We start from the raw sequence: 21291 nt of genomic DNA, 5'->3' as shown, positions 1-21291 counted from the left end.
CGCTGCCTCCCGGACGGCCACGGCCGGGGCCGGTCCCGCCCCGGTGTTCACGCGGTCCGGGCGGACCGTGGCCGCCGGAAGCGGCGGCTATGGCTCTCGTGCTCGGCGGTGTCCGTGCCGGCTTCGTGGCGGGCCGTGCGGCGGGCCCGGGCCGCCTCGCGGACCAGGCGCTCGTGGTCGGCCCGGCGGATGAGGTCGAAGGTGCGCAGCTGCTGGAGCTCGTACTCATGCATGGTGTGTCCTTGAGGAGAGGCCGGTCACGGAGGGTTTCTCCGCGATGACCTCACTCTCGTCCCCCAGGCGGGTCCGCCACATCGGGAGAGTTCCGCATCTTCGGCACCGGGAGGGGCCTTAGACGCGGCTGAGGGGCCTCAGGGGCTCAGTAAGGTGCTTACGGAACCGCCTGAGACCCCTCAGGACGCGCGGGCTCTCAGCTCGCGGACGGCAGTCCGAGCAGGACGCCGGTGTACTTGAGGACGGCCAGGAACAGGCCGATGACGCCGAGCGCGACTCCCGCCCAGGCGACGGACTTGATCCAGGGCGCCTGGATCCTGCCCGGCGTGCCGAACGCGGGCCGGGCGAGCGTGACGACGCCGGTGACCAGCGCGATCAGCGCGAACAGGCCGCCCCACAGGGCGGTGGTCTGCCAGGCGTCGCCGTAGACCGCCTGGATCTGCTGGGCCACGCCCGCGTTCTGCGCGGTCTCCAGCTGACCGATGAGGTTCTGGCGCGCGGAGGCGACGGTGCCGATCCAGCTGCCGGTGAGCGAGACGACGCCCAGTGCCGCGGAGACCACGGCGGCGGCGCCCTGGCCGACTCCGGAGGGGCTCTCCTCCTTGGTCTGCGCGTCCTCGGCCGCGGCCGGGACCCCGGTCTGGGGCACCTCGTCGGACTTGGTGGTGTCCACCGCCTTCTCGTCGGTCGTGGCCTGGGTGGCCTCGGTCTCGTCCACTGCGTTCGTAGCCATGTCTCGCACCGTAGGGTCGCTGTCTGAGAAGTCTCTTAATGATCGTTGTGAGCGGCACGCGCGCGTGCCGCGCGCCACTCGGGTGCCAGCACCGACCAGACTTCGAGATCGTGCCGTAGGCCACCATAGGGGTGCGCCTCGCGCCGCACACCGTCCCGGGTCATGCCCAGTCGCCGCGCCACGTTCAGGCTCGGCTGGTTGCCGGAGGCGGCGACCCATTCGACGCGGTGGATGCCGCGCTGCTCGACGGCCCAGTCGATGAGGACCCGCATCGCGCGGGTCACCAGGCCCCGGCCCGTTCCGGCCGGCTCCAGCCAGCAGCCGACCTCGCAGTTTCCGGTCGCCGCGTCGAAGTTCAGGAACAGCACCCCGCCCACCAGCCTCCCCTCCAGCCACAGGCCGTGCAGGGAGCCGGTGTCGGCGGCGCGCATGTCGGCGTAGAGCTGGAGCTTGGCCCGGGCCGAGAGCAGGTCCGTCTCGGTCGTCCCGAACGGGATGTACTGGCCGATGAACTCCCGCCCCCGCTCCAGGTGCGCCAGGAACTCGCCGGCGTGCCAGGGCTCCAGGGGCCTCAGTTCGGCGTCGTCACCCAGGGATATCGCGTACATCCCGCTGCCGCTCCTCCTCCGCCAGGACGTCCGCCACCTCGGCGTCCGTCGCGGCGGCCAGCCTCTCATGGGCGGCACGGCTCTCGGGCGGCTCGATGCTGATGCGCGGCATGCGCTTGTCCAGCCAGCGGGGCAGCCACCAGTTGGCGCCGCCGAGCAGGTGCATCAGGGCCGGGACGAGGAGGGTGCGCAGGACGAAGGCGTCCAGGGCGACGGCGGCGGCCAGGGCGATGCCGAACATGGCGATCACGCGGTCGCCACTGAGCACGAAGGCGAGGAAGACGGAGATCATTATGACCGCCGCGGAGTTGATCACCCGGCTGGTCTCGGCGAGGCCGACGCGCACGGCCCGGCGGTTGTCGCCGGTCTCCAGCCACTCCTCGTACATCCGGCTGACCAGGAAGACCTGGTAGTCCATGGAGAGGCCGAAGAGCACCGACACCATGATCACGGGCAGGAAGGGCTCGATGGGCCCGGCGCTGCCGAGGCCTAGCAGTTCGCTGCCCCAACCCCACTGGAAGATCGCGACCACCACCCCGAAGGCCGAGGCGACGGCGGCGACGTTCATCGCGGCGGCCTTCAGCGGGATGCCGACGGAGCGGAAGGCGAGCAGGAGCAGCAGACAGCCCAGGCCGATGACGACCCCGACGAACACCGGCAGCTTGGAGACGATGACGTCGGCGAAGTCGTCGTAGCCGGCCGTCATGCCGCCCACCTGCACGTCGAGCGAGGTACCCGACTCGGCCCGCGGCAGCACCTCGCCGCGCAGCCGGTCGACGAGGTCGCTGGTGTCCTTCGACTGCGGGGAGGACTCCGGGACGACGGTCAGGTACGCGGTGTGGCCGCCGGAGTCGAACGTCACCGGGGTGACCGAGGCGACGCCGTCGGTGGCACGGAGGGTGCCGTCGAGGTTCTCCAGGGCGAGCTTGTCGTCGGCTCCGTCGACCTTCGTGACGAGGGTGAGCGGGCCGTTCACGCCGGGGCCGAAGCCGTCGGCCAGGAGGTCGTAGGCCTGGCGGGTGGTGGCCGTCTTCGGGCCGTTGCCCTGGTCGGAGGTGCCGAGGTGCAGGGAGAACGTGGGCAGCGCGAGGACGGCCATGACGACCAGGGCGACCGCGCCGAGCACCTTGGGGTGGCGTTCCACGAAGGCCGACCAGCGGGCCGCGAAACCGGTGGGCACCTCGGGCTCCGGCCCGTGCTCGGCGAGGCGGCGGCGCTCCCGGCGGCTGAGCGCGCGCATGCCGATGAAGGACAGCAGGGCGGGCAGCAGGGTCACCGAGGCGGCGACGGTGAGGATCACGGTGAGGCTGGCCGCGACGGCGACGCCGTTGAGGAAGCTCAGCCGGAGGATCAGCATGCCGAGCAGCGCGATGCAAACGGTGGCACCCGCGAAGACGACCGCCCGTCCCGTGGTCGCGACGGCGTTGGTGGCGGCCTCGGTGACGGACAGCCCGCGCTTCAGCCCGCGCCGGTGCCGGGTGACGATGAACAGCGCGTAGTCGATGCCGACGCCGAGCCCGACGAGCATGCCCAGCATGGGGGCGAAGTCCGCGACGGTCATGGCGTGCCCGAGCAGCACGATCCCGGCGTAGGCGGTGCCGACGCCGACCAGGGCGGTGGCGATGGGCAGCAGGGAGGCGGCGAGCGAGCCGAAGGCGAGGAACAGCACCGCCGCGGCGACGATCACGCCGATGACCTCGGCGAGGTGCCCGCCGGAGGACTCCGTGAGCGCGACGGCGCTGCCGCCCAGCTCCACCTGGAGTCCGTCGGTCTCGGCGCCCTTGGCGGTGTCGACGACGGCCCGTGCCTCGCCCTCGGCGATGTCCTCGGCCTGGTCGTCGAAGGTGACCGAGGCGTACGCCGTGCGGCCGTCCTCGCTGATGCGGCCCGTGCCCGGTCCGTCGTAGGGGCTGGTGACCGAGGCCACCCCGGGGAGGTCCTCGATCCGCTCCAGGGTGCGGGTCATCGTCTGCTCGACGTCGGCGGCGCGGACGCTGCCGGAGGCGGTGTGCCAGACGACGGTGTCGCTGTCCCCGCCGAGCTGCGGGAAGCCCTCGTGCAGCAGCTCGGAGGCGCGGCCCGACTCGGTGCCGGGGACCTGGTAGTCGTTCGAGTACGTGGTGCCGGCGACGGCGGCGCCGGCGGCGACCCCCGCGAACGCGAGAAGCCACAGCAGGACACTGAGCAGACGGCGCTGGACGCACCAGCGTGCGAGGGCTGCCACGAAACGTGCTCCCGGAGTTGCCTTGTGTGGATCTTTGGCCGGGAACAGTCGTACATGAACTGAACAGCCAGCAAAGAACGCATGAGCAATGCGCTGCCACTCTTACAAACCAACGAGATCATTTGTCGGTTTCGTGGGCTTATTCACAGCGGCCGGACTCAGTCGAACTGATCCCCCAACGCCATCACCATCACGCCCGCGATCAGCAGCCACAGCGCGCGCCGGGTGCGGCCGCGCGAGCCCAGCACGGCGGCGGCAGCACAGACGGCGGCCCCGCCGGCGTACGCGGCCGGGACGAGTGCCGGCGCGGAGCGGGCGAGGCGCAGCAGCGCCGCGGCGAGGCCCGCCAGCGTCAGTGCGGCGCCGGTGCCCGCCGCGGTCCAGCGGGCCCGGCGCGCGTCCTCCTCGCCCTGCGCCGGGTCCTCGCCCTCCGCCGGGTCGCCGGCCTCGTCCTGTGCGGCGGTCGCCTCCGAGTCCGCCATCTCTCCATCGGTGTCGGAATCAGCGCGTCCACTCATGGCCGAGACGGTAGCGCGCCGGGCGGCGAAAAACGGATGCGGGGGCGAGGGGCCGGCTGTTAGCGTCCGCTGGTCCGAGGAATGCCCGCGGCCTCCCGCCGCCCGGCCGAAGCAGGTGCATTGTTTGACGGTCCGACCGAGCTCCTCCGCATCCCCCTTCTTCCTCAAGGACCCAAGGAGCCCGTTCACCGATGCCGGACATCACTTCCCGGACCTCGAACGACCCCCTCACTGACCGTGTGAGCCACCCCGGCTACCCGCGCAGCAACGGCTACGACGCCCGCTGGACCATCGACAACCAGATGGGCCCGCACGCCCTGTGGCTGCTGGAGTGGCTGGCCCCCGCCCTGGGGCTCGACACCCTGCGCCCCGGCTCCCGCGTGCTCGACCTGGGCTGCGGCCGCGCCATGACGTCGATCTTCCTCGCCAGGGAGTACGACGCCCAGGTCACGGCCGCCGACTTGTGGATCAAGCCCGACGAGAACGCCCGGCGCATCGCCGAGGCGGGTGTCGCCGACCGCGTCCTGCCCGTGCTCGCCGAGGCGCACGACCTGCCGTTCGGCGAGAACAGCTTCGACACGATCGTCTCGATCGACGCCTACCAGTACTTCGGCACCGACGACCTGTACCTGCCCAGCCTGACGCGGCTGCTGAAGCCCGGCGGGCGGATCGGCGTCGTCGTACCGGCACTGCGGGAGGAGATCGACGGCGTCGAACCGCCGGAGCTTCTGAAGCCGTACTGGGAGCCCGACTTCTGGTGCTTCCACACCGCGGCGTGGTGGCAGCGCCACTGGACCCGCAGCGGGGCGGTGGCCGTCGAGACGGCCGACTGGCTGAAGGACGGCTGGCGCGACTGGCTGCGCTGGTGCGAGGTCGTGGCCGAGGAGCACACCGACGAGTGGCACGTCCGGATGGCCGGCCAGTGCGCCGAGATGCTGCGCCTCGACCGGGGCCGCACGCTGGGCTTCGTCCGGGTCGTCGGCCGCCGCCGCTGAGTGCATGACGAGGGGGGACGCACCGGGTCCGGTGCGTCCCCCCTCGTCGGATCCACGGGGGTCAGCCCTCGCTGACGCCCAGCTTCTGAAGGATCAGCTCCTTCACACGGGCCGCGTCGGCCTGGCCGCGCGTCGCCTTCATGACCGCGCCGACCAGGGCGCCGGCCGCGGCCACCTTGCCGCCGCGGATCTTGTCCGCGACGCCCGGGTTGCCGGCGATGGCCTCCTCGACGGCAGTGGTGAGGGCGCCCTCGTCGGAGACGACCTTCAGACCGCGCTTGTCGACGACCTCGTCCGGGGTGCCCTCGCCCGCGAGGACGCCCTCGATGACCTGCCGGGCCAGCTTGTCGTTCAGGTCGCCCTTCGCGACGAGCTCGGTGACCCGGGCCACCTGCGCCGGCGTGATGGCCAGCTCGTCGAGCGCCTTGCCCGACTCGTTGGCGCTGCGGGCCAGCTCACCCATCCACCACTTGCGGGCGGAGGCGGCGTCGGCCCCGGCCTCGATCGTGGCGACGATGGGCTCCAGCGCGCCGGCGTTGAGGATCGCCTGCATGTCGGTCGCCGAGACGCCCCACTCCTCGCGGAGCCGGTTGCGGCGGACCAGCGGCAGCTCGGGCAGCCCGGCCCGGATCTCCTCGACCCACTCGCGGGACGGGGCCACCGGGACGAGGTCGGGCTCCGGGAAGTACCGGTAGTCCTCGGCCTCCTCCTTCACGCGGCCCGAGGTCGTCGACCCCGTGTCCTCGTGGAAGTGCCGGGTCTCCTGGATGATCGTGCCGCCGGACGACAGCACGGCCGCGTGCCGCTGGATCTCGAAGCGGGCCGCTCGCTCCACGGACCTGAGCGAGTTGACGTTCTTCGTCTCGGAACGCGTGCCGAACTTCTCGGTGCCGTTCGGGCGCAGCGACAGGTTCACGTCGCAGCGCATCTGGCCCATCTCCATCCGGGCCTCGGAGACGCCGAGCGCCTTGATGAGCTCGCGCAGCTCACGGACGTAGGCCCGCGCGACCTCGGGGGCACGCTCGCCCGCGCCCTCGATCGGCTTGGTGACGATCTCGATGAGCGGGATGCCGGCGCGGTTGTAGTCGAGCAGGGAGTGGGACGCGCCGTGGATACGGCCGGTGGCGCCGCCGACGTGCGTCGACTTGCCGGTGTCCTCCTCCATGTGGGCGCGCTCGATCTCCACGCGGAAGGTCTCGCCGTCCTCCAGCTGCACGTCGAGGTAGCCGTTGAAGGCGATCGGCTCGTCGTACTGGGAGGTCTGGAAGTTCTTCGGCATGTCCGGATAGAAGTAGTTCTTCCGGGCGAAGCGGCACCACTCGGCGATCTCGCAGTTCAGCGCGAGGCCGATCTTGATCGCGGACTCGACGCCGGTCGCGTTGACGACCGGGAGCGCGCCGGGCAGGCCGAGGCAGACCGGGCAGGTCTGCGTGTTGGCGTCCTGCCCGAGAGCGGTCGAACAGCCGCAGAACATCTTGGTCTTGGTGCCGAGTTCGACATGGACCTCAAGGCCCATGACGGGGTCGTACGACGCGAGTGCGTCCTCGTACGACACCAGGTCGGTCGTGGTGGTCACGGTGAACTTCCCTCTCAGCCCAGCAGAACGTCGTCGTCGCCCAGCTGCTTCAGCTCGCGATAGAGAATGGCCAGGTTGGTGACGACCGCGGCGCCGGTCACGACGGCGTCGAGCAGCCGCAGCGTGTCGTTGTCTCCGCGGGCCTTCTTGATCTGCTTGTAGACACCGACGGCGCCGAACGCCGACGTGGCCATCGAGATGTACAGACCGGACTTGGACTTCTTGAAGCCCTTGGCCTTGGACAGTGCGCTCACAGTGACGGAGCCTCCTCGATCAGCGGGTGGCCCCACTTTTCCACGAAGGCGGCCTCGACGGCTGCTCCCACCTTGTACAGGCGGTCGTCCTTCATGACGGGGGCGATGATCTGCAGGCCGACCGGGAGGTTGTCCTCCGGGGCGAGACCGCACGGCAGCGACATGGCCGCGTTGCCCGCCAAGTTGGTCGGGATGGTGCACAGGTCGGCGAGGTACATCGCCATCGGGTCGTCGGCACGCTCGCCGATCGCGAACGCGGTGGTCGGGGTCGTCGGGGAGACGATCACGTCGACCTGCTCGAACGCCTTGTCGAAGTCCTGCTTGATCAGCGTGCGGACCTTCTGGGCGCTGCCGTAGTACGCGTCGTAGTAGCCGGAGCTGAGCGCGTAGGTGCCGAGCATGATGCGGCGCTTGACCTCGGGGCCGAAGCCGGCCTCGCGGGTGAGCGAGGTGACCGCCTCGGCGGAGTTCGTGCCGTCGTCGCCGGTCCGCAGGCCGTAGCGCAGGCCGTCGAAGCGGGCGAGGTTCGAGGAGCACTCGGAGGGCGCGATCAGGTAGTACGCCGACAGCGCCAGGTCGAAGGACGGGCAGTCCAGCTCGACGATCTCGGCGCCCAGCTCCTTGAGCAGCTCGACGGACTCGTCGAACCGCTGGATGACGCCGGCCTGGTAGCCCTCGCCGCGGAACTGCTTGACGACGCCGACGCGCATGCCCTGGACGCTGCCGTTGCGGGCGGCCTCGACGACCGCCGGGACGGGCTCGTCGATGGACGTGGAGTCGAGCGGGTCGTGCCCGGCGATGACCTCGTGCAGCAGCGCCGCGTCCAGGACCGTACGGGCGCAGGGCCCGCCCTGGTCCAGGGACGACGAGAAGGCGACCATGCCGTAGCGGGAGACCGCGCCGTACGTCGGCTTCACACCGACCGTGCCGGTGACGGCGGCGGGCTGGCGGATGGAGCCGCCGGTGTCGGTGCCGATGGCGAGGGGGGCCATGTGCGCGGCCAGCGCGGCGGACGAACCGCCGCCGGAGCCGCCGGGGATCTTGGTGAGGTCCCAGGGGTTGCCGGTCGGGCCGTAGGCGCTGTTCTCGGTGGAGGACCCCATGGCGAACTCGTCCATGTTGGTCTTGCCGAGGATGACGACGTCGGCGGCCTTCAGCCGCTGCGTGACGGTCGCGTCGTACGGCGGGATCCAGCCTTCGAGGATCTTCGAACCGACGGTCGTGGGCACGCCCTCGGTGGTGAAGATGTCCTTCAGCGCCAGGGGCACGCCGGCCAGCGGGCCGAGCTTCTCGCCGCGCTCGCGCTTCTCGTCCACGGCACGGGCCTGGGCGAGGGCGCCCTCGCGGTCGACGTGCAGGAAGGCGTGCACCTTCTCGTCGACGGCCTCGATGCGGGCGAGGTGGGCCTCGGTGACCTGGACCGCGGTGAGCTCGCCGGAGGCGATCTTCGCGGCGGTCTCGGCGGCCGTGAGCTTGATGATGTCCGTCATGGCTGTTAGTCCTCCCCCAGGATCTGCGGCACCTTGAAACGCTGCTGCTCCTGGGCCGGGGCGCCGGAGAGCGCCTGCTCGGGGGTGAGCGACGGACGGACCTCGTCCGCGCGCATGACGTTCGTCAGCGGGAGCGGGTGCGAGGTCGGCGGTACGTCTTGGTCGGCGACCTCACTGACGCGGGCGACCGCGCCGATGATGTCGTCCAGCTGTCCCGCGAAGTGGTCAAGCTCTTCGGGCTTCAGCTCCAGACGCGCCAGCCGGGCGAGGTGGGCGACCTCCTCGCGCGTGATGCCAGGCATGCAGCGATCCTCAGGGGTGAGTGAATGTGGTTTGGCCTAATCCTATGGGGCGGGAGGCCGTGCCCGTGAAACGGTTTGCCGGACCTTCGCGCCCCGGCTCCGCGAGGGCGCGTCAGGTGCCGGTGACTAGCCGACGCGGCCCGACTCGTCCGTAGCGGCCGCCGGAAGGGCGGCCCGGGGCCGCTGCCAGCCCCGCGAGCCCCGGGCGCGGAGCCAGGCCGTGGTCTCCTCCGGGGGCATCGCCGCCGCGACCAGCCAGCCCTGGACGGCGTCGCAGCCGAGGTCGCGCAGGCGTTCCCAGGTCTCGTCGTCCTCGACGCCCTCGGCGACGACGAGCAGGCCGAGGGAGTGCGCGAGGTCGACCGTGCAGCGCACGATCTCGGCGTCCTCGGTGTCGACCGCGAGGCGGGCCACGAACGAACGGTCGATCTTCAGCTCGCTGACCGGCAGCCGGCGCAGGTGCACCAGCGAGGAGTAGCCCGTGCCGAAGTCGTCGAGGGACATCTTCACGCCGTGCGCGGTCAGCTGGTTGAGGGTGTCGGCGGCGCGCTGCGGGTCCTCCAGGAGGACGTGTTCCGTGATCTCCAGTTGGAGCGCTCCCGCCGGGACGCCGTGCCGGGCCAGCCGGGCGGCGACGGAGCCGGCGAAGCCGGGGGTGTGCACGTCGCGCGGGGAGACGTTCACCGCGACCGGGACGAACAGGCCCTGCTCCCGCCAGCGCGCGACCTGGCCGAGCGCGGTCTCCAGCACGTACTCGGTGAGGTGGGGCATCAGGCCCGAGGACTCGGCGATCGCTATGAACTCGTCCGGCGGCACCTTGCCCCGCTCGGGGTGCACCCAGCGGACCAGGGCCTCCAGGCCGGCGACCTGCCCGTCGAAGCGGACCTTGGGCTGGTAGTGCAGATGCACCTCGTGCGCGTCGAGCGCGCGGCGCAGATCGCCCAGCAGGCCGAGACGGTCGGGGGTGTTGGAGTCGCGCTTCGACTCGTAGACCTCGACGCCGGTGCGGTCCCGCTTCGCCTGGTACATCGCCACGTCCGCCCGCCGCAGCAGCCCCTCGGCGTCCAGCGCGTGGTCGGGGAAGACGGCGACCCCGGCGCTGGCCTCCAGGACGAGGGTGAGGCCGTCGAGGTCGAGGGGGGAGCTGAGGGCGGCGACGAGGGTGCGGGCGATCCGGGTCGCGGACGTCGTGGAGTCGGCGACCGGCAGTAAGACGGCGAATTCGTCCCCGCCGAGCCGGGCCGCCTCCGCCCCGCGCGGCAGCGCCACCCGCAGCCGGTCGGCGATCTGCAGCAGCAGCCGGTCACCGGCGAGATGACCGAGCGTGTCGTTGACCGACCGGAACCGGTCGAGGTCGATCAGCATCAGGGCGGCGCGGGCGTCGATCCGCTCCGCGTCGTCGAGAGCGGTCCAGATACGCTCCAGCAGCCACTGGCGGTTGGGCAGCCCGGTCAGCGGGTCGCGCAGCTGTTCCTCCGCGCGGGCCCGGGCTATCCACAGGGTGGAGTCCAGGGCGATCAGGGGGATGGAGAACAGCGGCAGCAGGATCGGCTTGGCCACGGCGACCACACAGACCAGCGGCGCGATGCCGAGCAGCGCGACGGCGACCAGACCCTGCCTGACCAGGGCGGTGCGGGCGACGGTGGGCAGTCCGGGGCGCGGGGCGTGCAGGTACCAGAGCAGGACGCGGGTGACCATCAGGTAGGCGACGGCGACCAGGGCCACCTGGGGTGCCGTGGCGAGCGTCCAGGCGGCGGGATCCGCCGGGGACTCGACGGACGGCACGGTTCCGAAGACGCCCAGCACGAGCGCGCCGGCGCCGATGCCGAGGAGGTCGACGGCGCCGTGCAGCACGCCTTGGCGCCAGCGGTTGCGGCGGGCGATGCCCACCAGCACGACGACGGTGAGACTGACCATGCCGGCCGGAACCCAGCCGTAGAGCAGCAGCACGGCGAGGGTGAGGGCGGCGCCCGAGCCGGTGCCGCCCCACCAGCGGGAGCGGCCCAGCATGACGAGGTGGCCGACGATGATGCCGGTCAGCACGGCCAGCGCCCAGCCGGCCGTGCCCGACGGGAAGAGCGCGTGGCCGCCGGTGAAGGCGCGGTAGAAGCCGGCGCCCAGGACGAGCCCGGCCGCCGCGACGACGGCCGCTGGCAGCGCGGGCCAGGACTGGTGCCGTTCGCCGTCCGGGTCGTCCGCACCGGCCAGTACGGGCGGGTGTTCGGTGATCGGCTGTGCGCCGGGGCCGTCCACGGCGCGCCCCCCGTCACCCCGTCCGTCGGGGGTGTACTGTCCGACGGCGCGCACCTCCGCTCCCGGACGCCCCGCCGACCGCACGGCCCCACGGACTGCGCGCCATGCGACCGCCACACGGCGCAGCCGTGAGCCCGGCACGGCGCTCTCGGTCGGTTCCATTCCCGTCCCTCTCACAGCCGGCGGTGCCCACGCCCCGCGGCCCGGTGCCCGACATCCCTCAACGGCCCGCGCCCGAAAACCCTTCCCCGCGCTCTGTGCGAGCACGAGGATGCCCCGACCGCAGCTGGGCACGGCAGGCGCACATCTCAACAGTAGGCCGCAGAAGGCTTCCACGGGCAGCGGTCGCCGACGGTTGCCCGAATGCGCCCCAGCCACCCGTATGCATCTGGTATGCGCCGAACGGGTGGCCTTCAACCGCTACTCCTCGGCCGAAAGGGCGACTTCGGCCGCGGCTTCCGGTCCCTGCTCCAGCAGGACGCCGAAACCCTCTTCGTTCAGGACCGGAACCTTCAGCTGCATCGCCTTGTCGTACTTCGATCCGGGGCTGTCCCCCACGACGACGAACGACGTCTTCTTCGAAACGGAGCCGGTCACCTTCGCTCCGCGGCTCTGCAGCGCCTCCTTGGCGCCGTCCCGGGTGAAGTGTTCGAGGGTGCCGGTGACGACGACGGTGAGGCCTTCGAGCGGGCGCGGCCCCTCGTCCTCGCCGGTGCTCTCGGCCTCCATGCGGACGCCGGCGGCCTTCCACTTACGGATGATGTCGCGGTGCCAGTCCTCGGCGAACCACTGCTTGAGGGAGGCGGCGATGGTCGGTCCGACGCCCTCGGTGACCGCCAGTTCCTCCTCCGTGGCCTGGTCGATCCGCTCGATCGAGCGGAACTCGCGGGCCAGCGCCTCCGCGGCGACGGGCCCGACGTGACGGATCGACAGGCTGGTGATGACGCGGGCCAGGGGGCGCTCCCTGGCCGCGGCGATGTTCTCCAGCATGGCGACCGCGTTCTTGCGGGGCTCGCCCTGCTGGTTCGCGAAGATCGTGGCGACCTTCTCCTCGCCCGTCTTCGGGTCGCGCTTGGGCAGCCCGCTGTCCGGGTCGAGGACGTACGCCTTGATGGGCAGCAACTGCTCGATGGTGAGGTCGAACAGGTCGCCCTCGTCGGCCAGCGGCGGGTCCTTCGGCTCCAGCGGGGCGGTGAGGGCCGCCGCCGCCACATAGCCGAAGTGCTCGATGTCCAGCGCCTTGCGGCCCGCGAGGTAGAACAGGCGCTCGCGCAACTGGGCCGGGCAGGTGCGGGCGTTCGGGCAGCGCAGGTCGACGTCGCCCTCCTTCATCGGCCGCAGCGCCGTGCCGCACTCGGGGCACTCGCTCGGCATCACGAACTCGCGCTCGGTGCCGTCGCGCAGGTCGGCGACGGGGCCGAGGATCTCCGGGATGACGTCACCGGCCTTGCGCAGCACGACCGTGTCCCCGATGAGGACGCCCTTGGCCTTGACCACGTCCTGGTTGTGCAGCGTGGCGAACTCGACCTCGGAGCCCGCGACCGTGACCGGCTCGACCTGGGCGTACGGGGTGACGCGGCCCGTGCGGCCCACGCCCACCCGGATGTTGACGAGCTTGGTGTTGACCTCCTCCGGCGCGTACTTGTAGGCGATCGCCCAGCGCGGGGCGCGCGAGGTGGAGCCGAGGCGGCCCTGGAGAGGGATCTGGTCGAGCTTGACGACCACACCGTCGATCTCGTGCTCCACGGAGTGGCGGTTCTCGCCGAAGTAGGCGATGAACTCCCGTACGCCTTCCAGGCCGTCGACCACCTTGTTGTGCCGGGAGGTGGGCAGGCCCCAGGTCTTGAGCAGGTCGTAGGCCTGGGAGAGGCGGGTCAGGCCGGTGAAGCCCTCCAGGGCGCCGATGCCGTGGACCACCATGTGCAGGGGCCGGGTGGCGGTGACGCGCGGGTCCTTCTGGCGCAGTGAACCGGCCGCCGCGTTGCGCGGGTTGGCGAAGGGCTTGTCACCGGCCTCGACGAGGCGGGCGTTGAGCTCCTGGAACTTCTCCATCGGGAAGTAGACCTCGCCGCGGATCTCCACGAGGTCGGGGACGGAGTCGCCCTCGAGCCGGTCGGGGATCTCCGCGATGGTCCGCACGTTGGGCGTGATGTCCTCGCCGGTGCGGCCGTCACCGCGGGTGGCCGCGCGGGTGAGGCGGCCGTGCTCGTAGGTGAGGTTCACGGCGAGGCCGTCGACCTTGAGCTCGCACAGGAAGTGGTACTCCTGCTCGCCCAGTTCCCTGGCGATGCGCTCCGTCCAGGCGGCCATCTCCTCGTCGTTGAACGTGTTGTCGAGGGAGAGCATGCGCTGGCGGTGCTCGACCGCCGTGAACTCCGTCTCGTAGGACCCGGAGACCTTCTGGGTCGGGGAGTCCGGCGTGCGCAGCTCGGGGTGCTCCTCCTCCAGCGCCTCCAGGGAACGCAGCAGCTGGTCGAACTCCGCGTCGCTGACGACGGGAGCGTCCTTCACGTAGTAGCGGAAGCGGTGCTCCTCGATCTGCTCCGCGAGGCGCGCGTGCTTCTCCCGTGCCTCGGCGGGCACCGTCGTCGTCTCCGCTTGCTTGTCGCCGGCCACCGTGTCGTCCTCCCGTTACTCTGGGTTGTCCGCGAGGGATCTCGCCGCCCGGGCGCAGTGCGCGAGAGCCGTGCGCGCGTACCCCGGGGAGGCCCCCGCCAGTCCGCACGCCGGGGTGACCGTGACCGCCTCCGCGAGAAGCCCCGGAGCCAGCCCCAGCCTGCGCCACAGCGTCCTGACACCCATGACGCTACCGGCAGGGTCTGACAATGGGCCCTCCGCGCCCGGGACGACACCGGTGAAGAGCCGGGTGCCGCCCTCCACGGCCTCCCCGATCGTCTCGTCGTCACGCTCGGTGAGCAGGGAGAAGTCGAAGGAGACGGCGGCGGCACCGGCCCGGCGGAGCAGGGCGAACGGCACGTCGGGGGCGCAGGAGTGGACCACGACGGGGCCGGCGGTGTGCGTGCCGACGAGGTCGCGCAGCGTCTGCTCGACCACCTGCCGGTCGACGGCCCGGTGGGTGCGGTAGCCGCTGGCGGTCTTCACCCGGCCGCGCAGGACGGCCGTGAGGGACGGCTCGTCGAGCTGGAGGACGAGCTGCGCGCCGGGGATCCGCCGCCGCACCTCGGCGAGGTGCAGCCGCAGTCCCTCGGCGAGGGAGGCGGCGAGGTCGCGGCAGGCGCCTGCGTCGGAGAGGGCCGCCTCGCCGTTGCGCAGCTCCAGGTTGGCGGCGAGGGTCCAGGGACCGACGGCCTGGACCTTCAGCGGCCCCTCGTACTCCTGCGTGAACTCCTCCAGGGCGTCGAGGTCCTCGCCGAGCCAGGAGCGGGCCCGCTTGGTGTCCCGCCCCGGCCGGTCCCCGAGCCGCCAGCCGCTGGGCTCCACGCGTGCGTACAGCTCGACGAGCAGGCCCGCGGTCCGCCCGATCATGTCCGCGCCGGGGCCCCGGGCGGGCAGTTCGGGCAGGAAGGGGAAGTCCTCGAAGGTGCCGGTGACGGTCTTGGCGGCCTCACGGGCGTCGCCGCCGGGCATGGATCCCACGCCGGTGGCCGCGCCGAACCTGAACTGGCTGTTTTCGCTCACCGGAGAAGCCTACGCAGCCCCTTCACCGGGGTCAGCCTCCCGGGCGCACCGTGAGGTCGTTGACCTCCGCGTCCCTGGGCAGATCCAGGGCCATCACGATCGTCGTGGCGACCGACTCCGGGTCGATCCACTTCGAGGCGTCGTACTCCTTGCCCTCCTGCTGGTGGACCTTGGCCTGCATGGGGCTGGCCGTGCGGCCGGGGTAGACCGAGGTGACACGGACCCCGTGGCCGTGCTCCTCGTGGCGCAGGGAGTCGGCGAGGGCCTTCAGGCCGTGCTTGGAGGCGGCGTACGCGGACCAGTCGGCGTGGGCGTTGAGGCCGGCGCCGGAGTTGACGAAGACCACGTGGCCGCGGGCGGCGCGCAGTTGGGGAAGGAAGTGACGGGTCAGCTCGGCGGGGGCGATCAGGTTGACGTTGAGCTGGTGGCGCCAGGCCTTCGGGGTGAGCTCGCCGACCGGGCCGAGGTCGACGACGCCGGCGATGTGCAGCAGCGAGTCCACGCGGTCGGGCAGCGACTGGTGGGAGAAGGCCCAGGAGAGCCGGTCGGGGTCGGCGAGGTCGCCGACCAGGGTCCGCGCCCCGGGGAACTCGGCCGCCAGTTCCTTCGCGCGGCCCGCGTCGCGCGCGTGCAGCACGAGGTCGTCCCCGCGCGCGTGCAGGCGGCGGGCCACGGCCGCGCCGATGCCGGAGCCGGCTCCGGTGATCACATGAGTAGCCATGCCCGCCATGCTCGCATCAGAGCCGGTCACCCGATGCCCCGGCTCTCCTCCAGGTACGCCAGCGCCCCCACCGGCTCCTCCGCGAAGAACACCAGGTCGGTGAGCGGCCGGGGCAGGAAGCCCTCGGCGTCCATGCGGCGGAACTGCTCCTTCAGCCCGTCGTAGAAGCCCGCGGTGTTCAGCAGGACCACCGGCTTGTCGGTGTGCCCGTGCTTCTTCAGTTCCAGGATCTCGGTGGCCTCGTCGAGGGTGCCCGTGCCGCCGACCATGATCACCACGGCGTCGGCCCTCTCCAGGAGCAGCTTCTTGCGCTCGGCGAGGTCCTTCGCGACGACCATCTCGTCGACGCCCGGGCGGGCCTTGGACGCGAGGAACTGCACGGAGACGCCGGCCAGCCGGCCGCCCGCCTCCTGCACCCCGTCGGCGACCACCTTCATGAGGCCGACGTCGGAGCCGCCCCACACGAGCGTGTGACCGCCCTTGCCCAGCAGCTTGGCGAACTCCCGCGCGGGGCGGGTGTAGCGCTCGTCGAGGTCGGCGGCGGACAGGAAGACACAGATGTTCATGAACCCACCGTACGGGCCCGGTCCGCCGCGGCGGTGAGCCGTATTTTGGACTGCCGGTGCGGCAGGCGCTCCCAGTCGTCCATGAACCGGGCGTCCAGGCCGTGCTTCGCGGCGAGGTCGGTGAGGGTCCGCGTCCGGTAGTAGAAGTCCTCGTGCAGGACCTGGTGCTCCTCGCCCTCGGTGCGGTCGAAGGTGAAGTCGAAGAACCCGCCGGGCGCGAGGATCCGGCCGACGTTCGCGAAGCACTCCTCGATGACGTGCAGCGGTGAGTGCGAGAAGACGCTGTGCGCGTGCACGACGTCGAAGTGCGCGTCCGGCAGGAAGGCGAAGGTGAGGTCGCCCGCGAGCGCCAGGTAGGGCAGTTTGGTCTGGAGCTTCTCGGCCACCAGGGTGTCCTGGGCGGCGAGCAGGATGTGCGGCGAGATGTCGATGCCGTAGTAGTGCCCGGTGTCGAGGTGGCCGATGAACAGCCGTCCGGCGCGCAGGTTGCCGCAGCCGATCTCCAGCATCCGGTGGTGCGGCCGCAGGCCGTGGCCCACCAGGTAGTCGAACTGCATGCGGCCGATCCGCGCCCACTGCTCGCGCGAGGGGTTGTGCCCCACCGCCGCCTCGGCGCTGCGGGCCGCGTCCGAGGCCATCACGGCCCGGTAGTACGCGATGTGGTCGGGGTGGCGCAGCCGCAGCCATGCGTCGCGCACCGCACGCCGGGCGTGCGCGGGCACGCGCTCCGGGTGGCGCAGGGCGTACCGGACCTGGTGGAGCAGGCGGGAGCGGTTTCCGGCAGCCGGTTCCTTGGCGCGCATGGGGGCCTCCTGCGGCGGGGGAAGAACTCCGCTTCAGCCTGCGCTGTACGGGAGGAGTCGGCTACCCAAGGAGGGGCGATCGTGACGACAGGGCATCGCATCACCATCGAGCGCAGCGACCGGCGCGTGCGCGTGGTGCACGGCGGGCAGGTGCTGGCGGAGAGCGGGCGGTCGCTCGTGCTGCGCGAGACGGGCTGTCCCGAGCGGTACTACATCCCGCGTGAGGACGTGCGGCTGGACCTGCTGACGCCGTCCGACGCGCAGACGTACTGCCCGTTCAAGGGCACCGCCTCCTACTGGTCGCTGCCGGACGCGGCGGACCTCGTCTGGGCGTATCCGGACCCCAAGCCGGACGTGGCGGAGATCAGGGACCACCTGTGCTTCTACGAGGTGGAAGTGTTCTGATCGGCTGACGCGCCGCCCGCCTCATCGATGAACACCGCCCCGTGCGGCAGTCTGCATGAGCATGGACAAGAAGACTCTTTCGCGGGACGGCACGCGCATCGCCTACGAGAGCACCGGACGCGGCCCCGCGGTGGTCCTGGTGAGCGGCGCGATGTCGACGGGCGGCACCCTGGCGCCGCTGGCCGTGTCGCTCTCGGAGCGTTTCCAGGCCGTGGTGTACGACCGCCGGGGCCGCGGCGCCAGCGGGGACACCGCGCCGTACGCCGTGGAGCGTGAGGTGGAGGACCTGGCCGCGGTGATCGAGGCGGTGGGCGGCGAGGCGCTCCTGTACGGCATCTCCTCGGGCGGGGCGCTGGCGCTGGAGGCGGCGGCGAGCGGGCTGCCGGTACGGCGCGTGGCGGTGTACGAGACGCCGTTCGCGATGTCCGAGGAGGGCGCCAAGGAGCGTGCGGAGTACACGGAGCGGTTGACGGAGGCGCTCGGCGAGGGGCGGCGCGGGGACGCGGTCGAGCTGTTCCTGCGGCTGACCGGTCTGGCCGAGGGGGTGATCCAGGGCGCCCGCCAGTCCCCCATGTGGGCCGGCATGGAGACGATGGCCGCGAGTCTCGCCTACGACGACGCCGTGATGCGCGACGGCCGGGTTCCGCGCTCCCGGCTGGGCTCGGTCGGCGTCCCGGTCCTGGCGGTCGCGGGCGACGCGAGCCCCTCCTGGCTGCGCGAGGCGGCCCGGGCGATCGCTGACTCGGTCCCTGAGGGCACGTACCGCACGCTCCAGGGGCAGACGCACATGGTCGAGCCGAACGTGCTGGCGCCGGTGCTGACGGAGTTCTTCAGCCGGGACTGAGGCGGGCGGCGCGGAGGCACACGCGCGTGGAGCCCGCCCCCTGGTCCCCCGGCGGGATCAGGCCACGCCCGCCGTCGCCCGGGTCGTCGCAGCGATCGTCGCCGAGCCCACCACGCGCGTGCCGTCGTACAGCACGATCGCCTGGCCGGGGGCGACGCCGCGGACGGGCTCGGCGAAGGTGACCTCCAGGGAGCCGTCGACGATCTCGGCGGTCACCTCGGTCTCGCCGCCGTGGGCGCGCAGCTGGGCCGTGTAGGTGCCGGGGCCGGTGGGGGCGGCGCCGCACCAGCGGGGCTTGACGGCCGTGAGGGCGCTGACGTCCAGGGCGGACGCCGGGCCGACGGTCACCGTGTTGTCCACGGGCGAGATGTCGAGGACGTAGCGCGGCTTGCCGTCGGGGGCCGGGGTGCCGATGCGCAGGCCCTTGCGCTGGCCGATGGTGAAGCCGTACGCGCCCTCGTGCGTGCCGAGCTTGGCGCCGGACTCGTCGACGATGTCGCCCTCGGACCTGCCGAGCCGGTTCGCCAGGAAGCCCTGGGTGTCGCCGTCGGCGATGAAGCAGATGTCGTGCGAGTCGGGCTTCTTGGCCACGGCCAGGCCCCTGCGCTCGGCCTCGGCGCGGATCTCGTCCTTGGTGGTGACGGTGTCGCCGAGCGGGAACAGGGCGTGGGCGAGCTGCCGGTCGTCCAGCACGCCGAGGACGTACGACTGGTCCTTGGCCATGTCGGAGGCGCGGTGCAGCTCGCGGGTGCCGTCCTCGCGCACGATCACCTGGGCGTAGTGGCCGGTGCAGACCGCGTCGAAGCCCAGCGCGAGCGCCTTGTCGAGCAGGGCGGCGAACTTGATCTTCTCGTTGCAGCGCAGGCAGGGGTTGGGGGTGCGGCCGGCCTCGTACTCGGCGACGAAGTCCTCGACGACGTCCTCGCGGAAGCGGTCGGCGAGGTCCCACACGTAGAACGGGATGCCGATGACGTCCGCGGCGCGGCGGGCGTCGCGTGAGTCCTCGATGGTGCAGCAGCCCCGCGCGCCGGTCCTGAAGGATTGGGGGTTGGCGGAGAGCGCGAGGTGGACGCCGGTCACGTCGTGGCCCGCTTCGGCCGCGCGGGCGGCGGCGACGGCGGAGTCGACGCCGCCGGACATGGCGGCCAGGACGCGGAGGGGGCGGGGGCGCTGCGGGGTCTCAGTCATAACCCTTCCAGGGTACGGGGCGCGGGAACCAGGACCGCCGGGTATCCGTTGACGATCACATGGGACAGCGGAAGGCTTCGAAGGACGGCGACCGGAAGGTCGGCCGCCGCGCGCTGCTGATCGGTGGCACGGTGGCCGCGGCGGGCTCCGCCGTGCTGGCCCGGGACGAGCTGGCGCGGCTGTGGTGGCGCACTCCGGGCGTCGAGAAGCCGCGCGAGGAGGGTGCGGTCGACTACACGGGCGCGCGCTGGGTGGCGGCGTCGGACGCGAACTGGCGCCGCGCGGACCGCCCCGACGACTTCGGCATAGACATGGTGATCATCCATGTCACGCAGGGCAGCCACGACAGCGCGGTGAAAGCCTTCCGGGACCCGGGGCACAAGGCCGCCACGCACTACATCGTCCGCCAGGACGGGCGCGTCACGCAGATGATCCGCGAGCTGGACGTGGCCTACCACGCGGGCAACCGCGACTACAACGAACGCAGTGTCGGCATCGAGCACGAGGGCTTCGTGGACCGCCCGCAGGACCTCACGGACGAGATGTACGAGGCCTCGGCCCGTCTCACGGCCCGGATCTGCGCCCGCTACGACATACCCGTCGACCGCGAGCACATCATCGGCCACGTGGAGGTCCCGGGCACGGACCACACGGACCCCGGGCGGCACTGGGACTGGGACAAGTACATGCGCCTGGTACGCCGGGCGCGTACGACACCGGCCTGAGCTCCGGGGCTCGTCGGCACCGGGCCCTAGGTCAGTCCCGCCGCCCGGGCCCGTTCGACCGCCGGGCCGATGGCCTTGGCCAGCGCCTCGACGTCGGCCTCGGTGGAGGTGTGGCCGAGGGAGAAGCGCAGGGTGCCGCGGGCCAGGTCGGGGTCGGTGCCGGTGGCCAGGAGGACGTGGCTGGGCTGGGCGACGCCGGCGGTGCAGGCGGAGCCGGTGGAGCACTCGATGCCCTGGGCGTCGAGGAGGAGCAGCAGGGAGTCGCCCTCACAGCCGGGGAAGGTGAAGTGCGCGTTGGCCGGGAGGCGGCCCTGCGGATCCGGGTCGCCGCCGAGGATCGCGTCGGGCACGGCGGAACGGACGGCGCTGACGAGGGAGTCGCGCAGGGCGCCGATCTCGCGGGCGAACCACTCGCGCTGCTCGGCGGCCAGCCGCCCCGCGACGGCGAAGGAGGCGATGGCCGGGACGTCGAGGGTCCCGGAGCGCACATGGCGTTCCTGACCGCCGCCGTGCAGGACGGGTACGGGGGTGTGCTCACGGCCGAGGATCAGCGCGCCGATGCCGTAGGGACCGCCGATCTTGTGGCCCGAGACCGTCATCGCGGCGAGGCCCGAGGCGGCGAAGTCCACCGGGATCTGGCCGAAGGCCTGGACGGCGTCCGAGTGCAGCGGCACACCGAACTCGGCTGCCACGTCGGCGAGTTCACGAACGGGCAGGATCGTCCCGATCTCGTTGTTCGCCCACATGACGGTGGCGAGGGCCACGTCGCCGGGGTTGCGGGCGATCGCCTCGCGCAGGGCGTCCGGGTGGACGCGGCCGTGGGAGTCGACCGGCAGGTACTCGATGGTGGCGCCCTCGTGTTCGCCGAGCCAGTGCACGGCGTCGAGGACCGCGTGGTGCTCGACGGGGCTGGCGAGGACGCGGGTGCGGGCCGGGTCGGCGTCACGGCGTGACCAGTAAAGGCCCTTGACGGCGAGGTTGTCGGCCTCTGTGCCGCCCGAGGTGATGACGACCTCGCTGGGGCGGGCGCCGAGGGCTTCGGCGAGGGTCTCGCGGGCCTCCTCGACGGTGCGGCGGGCCTGCCTGCCGGATGCGTGGAGGGAGGACGCGTTGCCGGTGGCACCCAGCTGCGCGGTGAGCGCCTCTGCCGCCTCCGGGAGCATCGGGGTGGTCGCGGCGTGGTCGAGGTAAGCCATGGTGAGCCCGATTCTAC

21 protein-coding genes are annotated in these 21291 nt (G+C 72.0%); 4 read left to right on the top strand and 17 right to left on the bottom strand.

Features of this window, described 5'->3' with window-relative positions:
* Positions 1-47: 47 nt before the first annotated feature.
* The 5 genes from HNR57_RS29225 to HNR57_RS29205 form a co-directional block, all read right to left on the bottom strand.
* Positions 48-233, bottom strand: a complete 186-nt coding sequence (locus HNR57_RS29225; RefSeq protein WP_184564609.1) for a hypothetical protein — start codon at positions 231-233, stop codon at positions 48-50.
* A gap of 197 nt (positions 234-430) precedes the next feature.
* Positions 431-967 (bottom strand): hypothetical protein, encoded by a 537-nt coding sequence (locus HNR57_RS29220; protein WP_184564607.1) that lies wholly within the window; start codon positions 965-967, stop codon positions 431-433.
* Positions 968-1002: 35 nt separating this feature from the next.
* A complete protein-coding gene (locus HNR57_RS29215) occupies positions 1003-1575 on the bottom strand; it encodes a GNAT family N-acetyltransferase (RefSeq protein WP_184564605.1) in 573 nt (190 codons plus the stop codon).
* The gene (locus tag HNR57_RS29210; protein WP_184564603.1) at positions 1553-3799 is read right to left on the bottom strand and encodes an MMPL family transporter; all 2247 of its coding nucleotides are present in this window, start codon (positions 3797-3799) and stop codon (positions 1553-1555) included. Before HNR57_RS29210 ends, HNR57_RS29215 begins: the two co-directional genes overlap by 23 nt.
* 158 nt (positions 3800-3957) lie before the next feature.
* Positions 3958-4317 carry a hypothetical protein gene (locus HNR57_RS29205; RefSeq protein WP_184564601.1) on the bottom strand — a complete coding sequence of 120 codons (360 nt, stop codon included), beginning with the start codon at positions 4315-4317 and terminating at the stop codon, positions 3958-3960.
* A 191-nt stretch (positions 4318-4508) separates the two neighbouring features.
* Between HNR57_RS29205 and HNR57_RS29200 the strand changes: the two genes are divergently transcribed.
* Positions 4509-5312, top strand: a complete 804-nt coding sequence (locus HNR57_RS29200; protein ID WP_184564598.1) for an SAM-dependent methyltransferase — start codon at positions 4509-4511, stop codon at positions 5310-5312.
* A 61-nt stretch (positions 5313-5373) separates the two neighbouring features.
* Here the strand turns inward: HNR57_RS29200 and gatB are convergent, their stop codons facing one another.
* The 10 genes from gatB to HNR57_RS29150 form a co-directional block, all read right to left on the bottom strand.
* Positions 5374-6888, bottom strand: a complete 1515-nt coding sequence (gene gatB / locus HNR57_RS29195; protein ID WP_184564596.1) for an Asp-tRNA(Asn)/Glu-tRNA(Gln) amidotransferase subunit GatB — start codon at positions 6886-6888, stop codon at positions 5374-5376.
* Positions 6889-6902: 14 nt separating this feature from the next.
* Positions 6903-7142, bottom strand: a complete 240-nt coding sequence (locus tag HNR57_RS29190; protein WP_030851407.1) for a hypothetical protein — start codon at positions 7140-7142, stop codon at positions 6903-6905.
* Positions 7139-8632: an Asp-tRNA(Asn)/Glu-tRNA(Gln) amidotransferase subunit GatA gene (gene gatA / locus HNR57_RS29185; RefSeq protein ID WP_184564593.1), complete on the bottom strand. Its 1494-nt coding sequence runs from the start codon at positions 8630-8632 to the stop codon at positions 7139-7141. The genes HNR57_RS29190 and gatA overlap by 4 nt, the downstream gene beginning before the upstream one ends.
* Positions 8633-8637: 5 nt before the next feature.
* Complete coding sequence (gatC, locus tag HNR57_RS29180; RefSeq protein WP_018531282.1) at positions 8638-8934, bottom strand: Asp-tRNA(Asn)/Glu-tRNA(Gln) amidotransferase subunit GatC; 297 nt, start codon at positions 8932-8934, stop codon at positions 8638-8640.
* Positions 8935-9060: 126 nt separating this feature from the next.
* Positions 9061-11349, bottom strand: coding sequence for a putative bifunctional diguanylate cyclase/phosphodiesterase (locus tag HNR57_RS29175; protein ID WP_184564591.1), 2289 nt, complete (start codon positions 11347-11349; stop codon positions 9061-9063).
* Positions 11350-11607: 258 nt separating this feature from the next.
* A complete protein-coding gene (gene ligA, locus HNR57_RS29170; protein WP_184564589.1) occupies positions 11608-13803 on the bottom strand; it encodes an NAD-dependent DNA ligase LigA in 2196 nt (731 codons plus the stop codon).
* Positions 13804-13818: 15 nt separating this feature from the next.
* Entirely contained in the window at positions 13819-14826 is a 1008-nt protein-coding gene (locus HNR57_RS29165; RefSeq protein ID WP_184564587.1) for a methionine synthase, read from the bottom strand.
* Positions 14827-14857: 31 nt separating this feature from the next.
* The gene (locus tag HNR57_RS29160) at positions 14858-15556 is read right to left on the bottom strand and encodes an SDR family oxidoreductase (protein ID WP_184564977.1); all 699 of its coding nucleotides are present in this window, start codon (positions 15554-15556) and stop codon (positions 14858-14860) included.
* Between the two features lie 17 nt (positions 15557-15573).
* Positions 15574-16113 (bottom strand): LOG family protein, encoded by a 540-nt coding sequence (locus HNR57_RS29155; RefSeq protein WP_184564584.1) that lies wholly within the window; start codon positions 16111-16113, stop codon positions 15574-15576.
* The gene (locus HNR57_RS29150) at positions 16110-16916 is read right to left on the bottom strand and encodes a class I SAM-dependent methyltransferase (RefSeq protein WP_184564582.1); all 807 of its coding nucleotides are present in this window, start codon (positions 16914-16916) and stop codon (positions 16110-16112) included. Before HNR57_RS29150 ends, HNR57_RS29155 begins: the two co-directional genes overlap by 4 nt.
* A gap of 81 nt (positions 16917-16997) precedes the next feature.
* On the opposite strand from HNR57_RS29150, the gene HNR57_RS29145 reads away from it, so the two are divergent.
* Both HNR57_RS29145 and HNR57_RS29140 read left to right on the top strand, forming a co-directional pair.
* Positions 16998-17321: a DUF427 domain-containing protein gene (locus tag HNR57_RS29145; RefSeq protein ID WP_184564580.1), complete on the top strand. Its 324-nt coding sequence runs from the start codon at positions 16998-17000 to the stop codon at positions 17319-17321.
* Between the two features lie 61 nt (positions 17322-17382).
* Positions 17383-18165 carry an alpha/beta fold hydrolase gene (locus HNR57_RS29140; protein WP_184564577.1) on the top strand — a complete coding sequence of 261 codons (783 nt, stop codon included), beginning with the start codon at positions 17383-17385 and terminating at the stop codon, positions 18163-18165.
* A gap of 57 nt (positions 18166-18222) precedes the next feature.
* On the opposite strand, the gene mnmA is transcribed toward HNR57_RS29140, so the two are convergent.
* Positions 18223-19353, bottom strand: a complete 1131-nt coding sequence (gene mnmA, locus HNR57_RS29135) for a tRNA 2-thiouridine(34) synthase MnmA (protein ID WP_184564575.1) — start codon at positions 19351-19353, stop codon at positions 18223-18225.
* A gap of 59 nt (positions 19354-19412) precedes the next feature.
* Here mnmA and HNR57_RS29130 point away from each other — a divergent pair, with 59 nt between their 5' ends.
* Positions 19413-20078, top strand: coding sequence for an N-acetylmuramoyl-L-alanine amidase (locus HNR57_RS29130; RefSeq protein ID WP_184564573.1), 666 nt, complete (start codon positions 19413-19415; stop codon positions 20076-20078).
* Between the two features lie 26 nt (positions 20079-20104).
* On the opposite strand, the gene HNR57_RS29125 is transcribed toward HNR57_RS29130, so the two are convergent.
* A complete protein-coding gene (locus tag HNR57_RS29125) occupies positions 20105-21274 on the bottom strand; it encodes a cysteine desulfurase family protein (RefSeq protein WP_184564571.1) in 1170 nt (389 codons plus the stop codon).
* Between the last annotated feature and the right edge of the window lie 17 nt (positions 21275-21291).

Source organism: Streptomyces paradoxus, assembly GCF_014202475.1.
Classification (GTDB): domain Bacteria; phylum Actinomycetota; class Actinomycetes; order Streptomycetales; family Streptomycetaceae; genus Streptomyces; species Streptomyces paradoxus.
This window is presented reverse-complemented; position numbering and strand designations above follow the sequence as displayed.

What these genes read in the sequence shown, in the direction of transcription:
- HNR57_RS29150 (WP_184564582.1), bottom strand. Translation starts at nt 16,916, where the DNA reads ATGCGCGCCAAGGAACCGGCTGCCGGAAACCGCTCCCGCCTGCTCCAC.
- HNR57_RS29200 (WP_184564598.1), top strand. Translation starts at nt 4,509, where the DNA reads ATGCCGGACATCACTTCCCGGACCTCGAACGACCCCCTCACTGACCGT.
- HNR57_RS29175 (WP_184564591.1), bottom strand. Translation starts at nt 11,349, where the DNA reads ATGGAACCGACCGAGAGCGCCGTGCCGGGCTCACGGCTGCGCCGTGTG.
- HNR57_RS29155 (WP_184564584.1), bottom strand. Translation starts at nt 16,113, where the DNA reads ATGAACATCTGTGTCTTCCTGTCCGCCGCCGACCTCGACGAGCGCTAC.
- HNR57_RS29160 (WP_184564977.1), bottom strand. Translation starts at nt 15,556, where the DNA reads ATGGCGGGCATGGCTACTCATGTGATCACCGGAGCCGGCTCCGGCATC.
- HNR57_RS29130 (WP_184564573.1), top strand. Translation starts at nt 19,413, where the DNA reads ATGGGACAGCGGAAGGCTTCGAAGGACGGCGACCGGAAGGTCGGCCGC.
- HNR57_RS29215 (WP_184564605.1), bottom strand. Translation starts at nt 1,575, where the DNA reads ATGTACGCGATATCCCTGGGTGACGACGCCGAACTGAGGCCCCTGGAG.
- HNR57_RS29205 (WP_184564601.1), bottom strand. Translation starts at nt 4,317, where the DNA reads ATGAGTGGACGCGCTGATTCCGACACCGATGGAGAGATGGCGGACTCG.
- HNR57_RS29140 (WP_184564577.1), top strand. Translation starts at nt 17,383, where the DNA reads ATGGACAAGAAGACTCTTTCGCGGGACGGCACGCGCATCGCCTACGAG.
- HNR57_RS29220 (WP_184564607.1), bottom strand. Translation starts at nt 967, where the DNA reads ATGGCTACGAACGCAGTGGACGAGACCGAGGCCACCCAGGCCACGACC.
- mnmA (WP_184564575.1), bottom strand. Translation starts at nt 19,353, where the DNA reads ATGACTGAGACCCCGCAGCGCCCCCGCCCCCTCCGCGTCCTGGCCGCC.
- gatC (WP_018531282.1), bottom strand. Translation starts at nt 8,934, where the DNA reads ATGCCTGGCATCACGCGCGAGGAGGTCGCCCACCTCGCCCGGCTGGCG.
- HNR57_RS29125 (WP_184564571.1), bottom strand. Translation starts at nt 21,274, where the DNA reads ATGGCTTACCTCGACCACGCCGCGACCACCCCGATGCTCCCGGAGGCG.
- HNR57_RS29225 (WP_184564609.1), bottom strand. Translation starts at nt 233, where the DNA reads ATGCATGAGTACGAGCTCCAGCAGCTGCGCACCTTCGACCTCATCCGC.
- gatA (WP_184564593.1), bottom strand. Translation starts at nt 8,632, where the DNA reads ATGACGGACATCATCAAGCTCACGGCCGCCGAGACCGCCGCGAAGATC.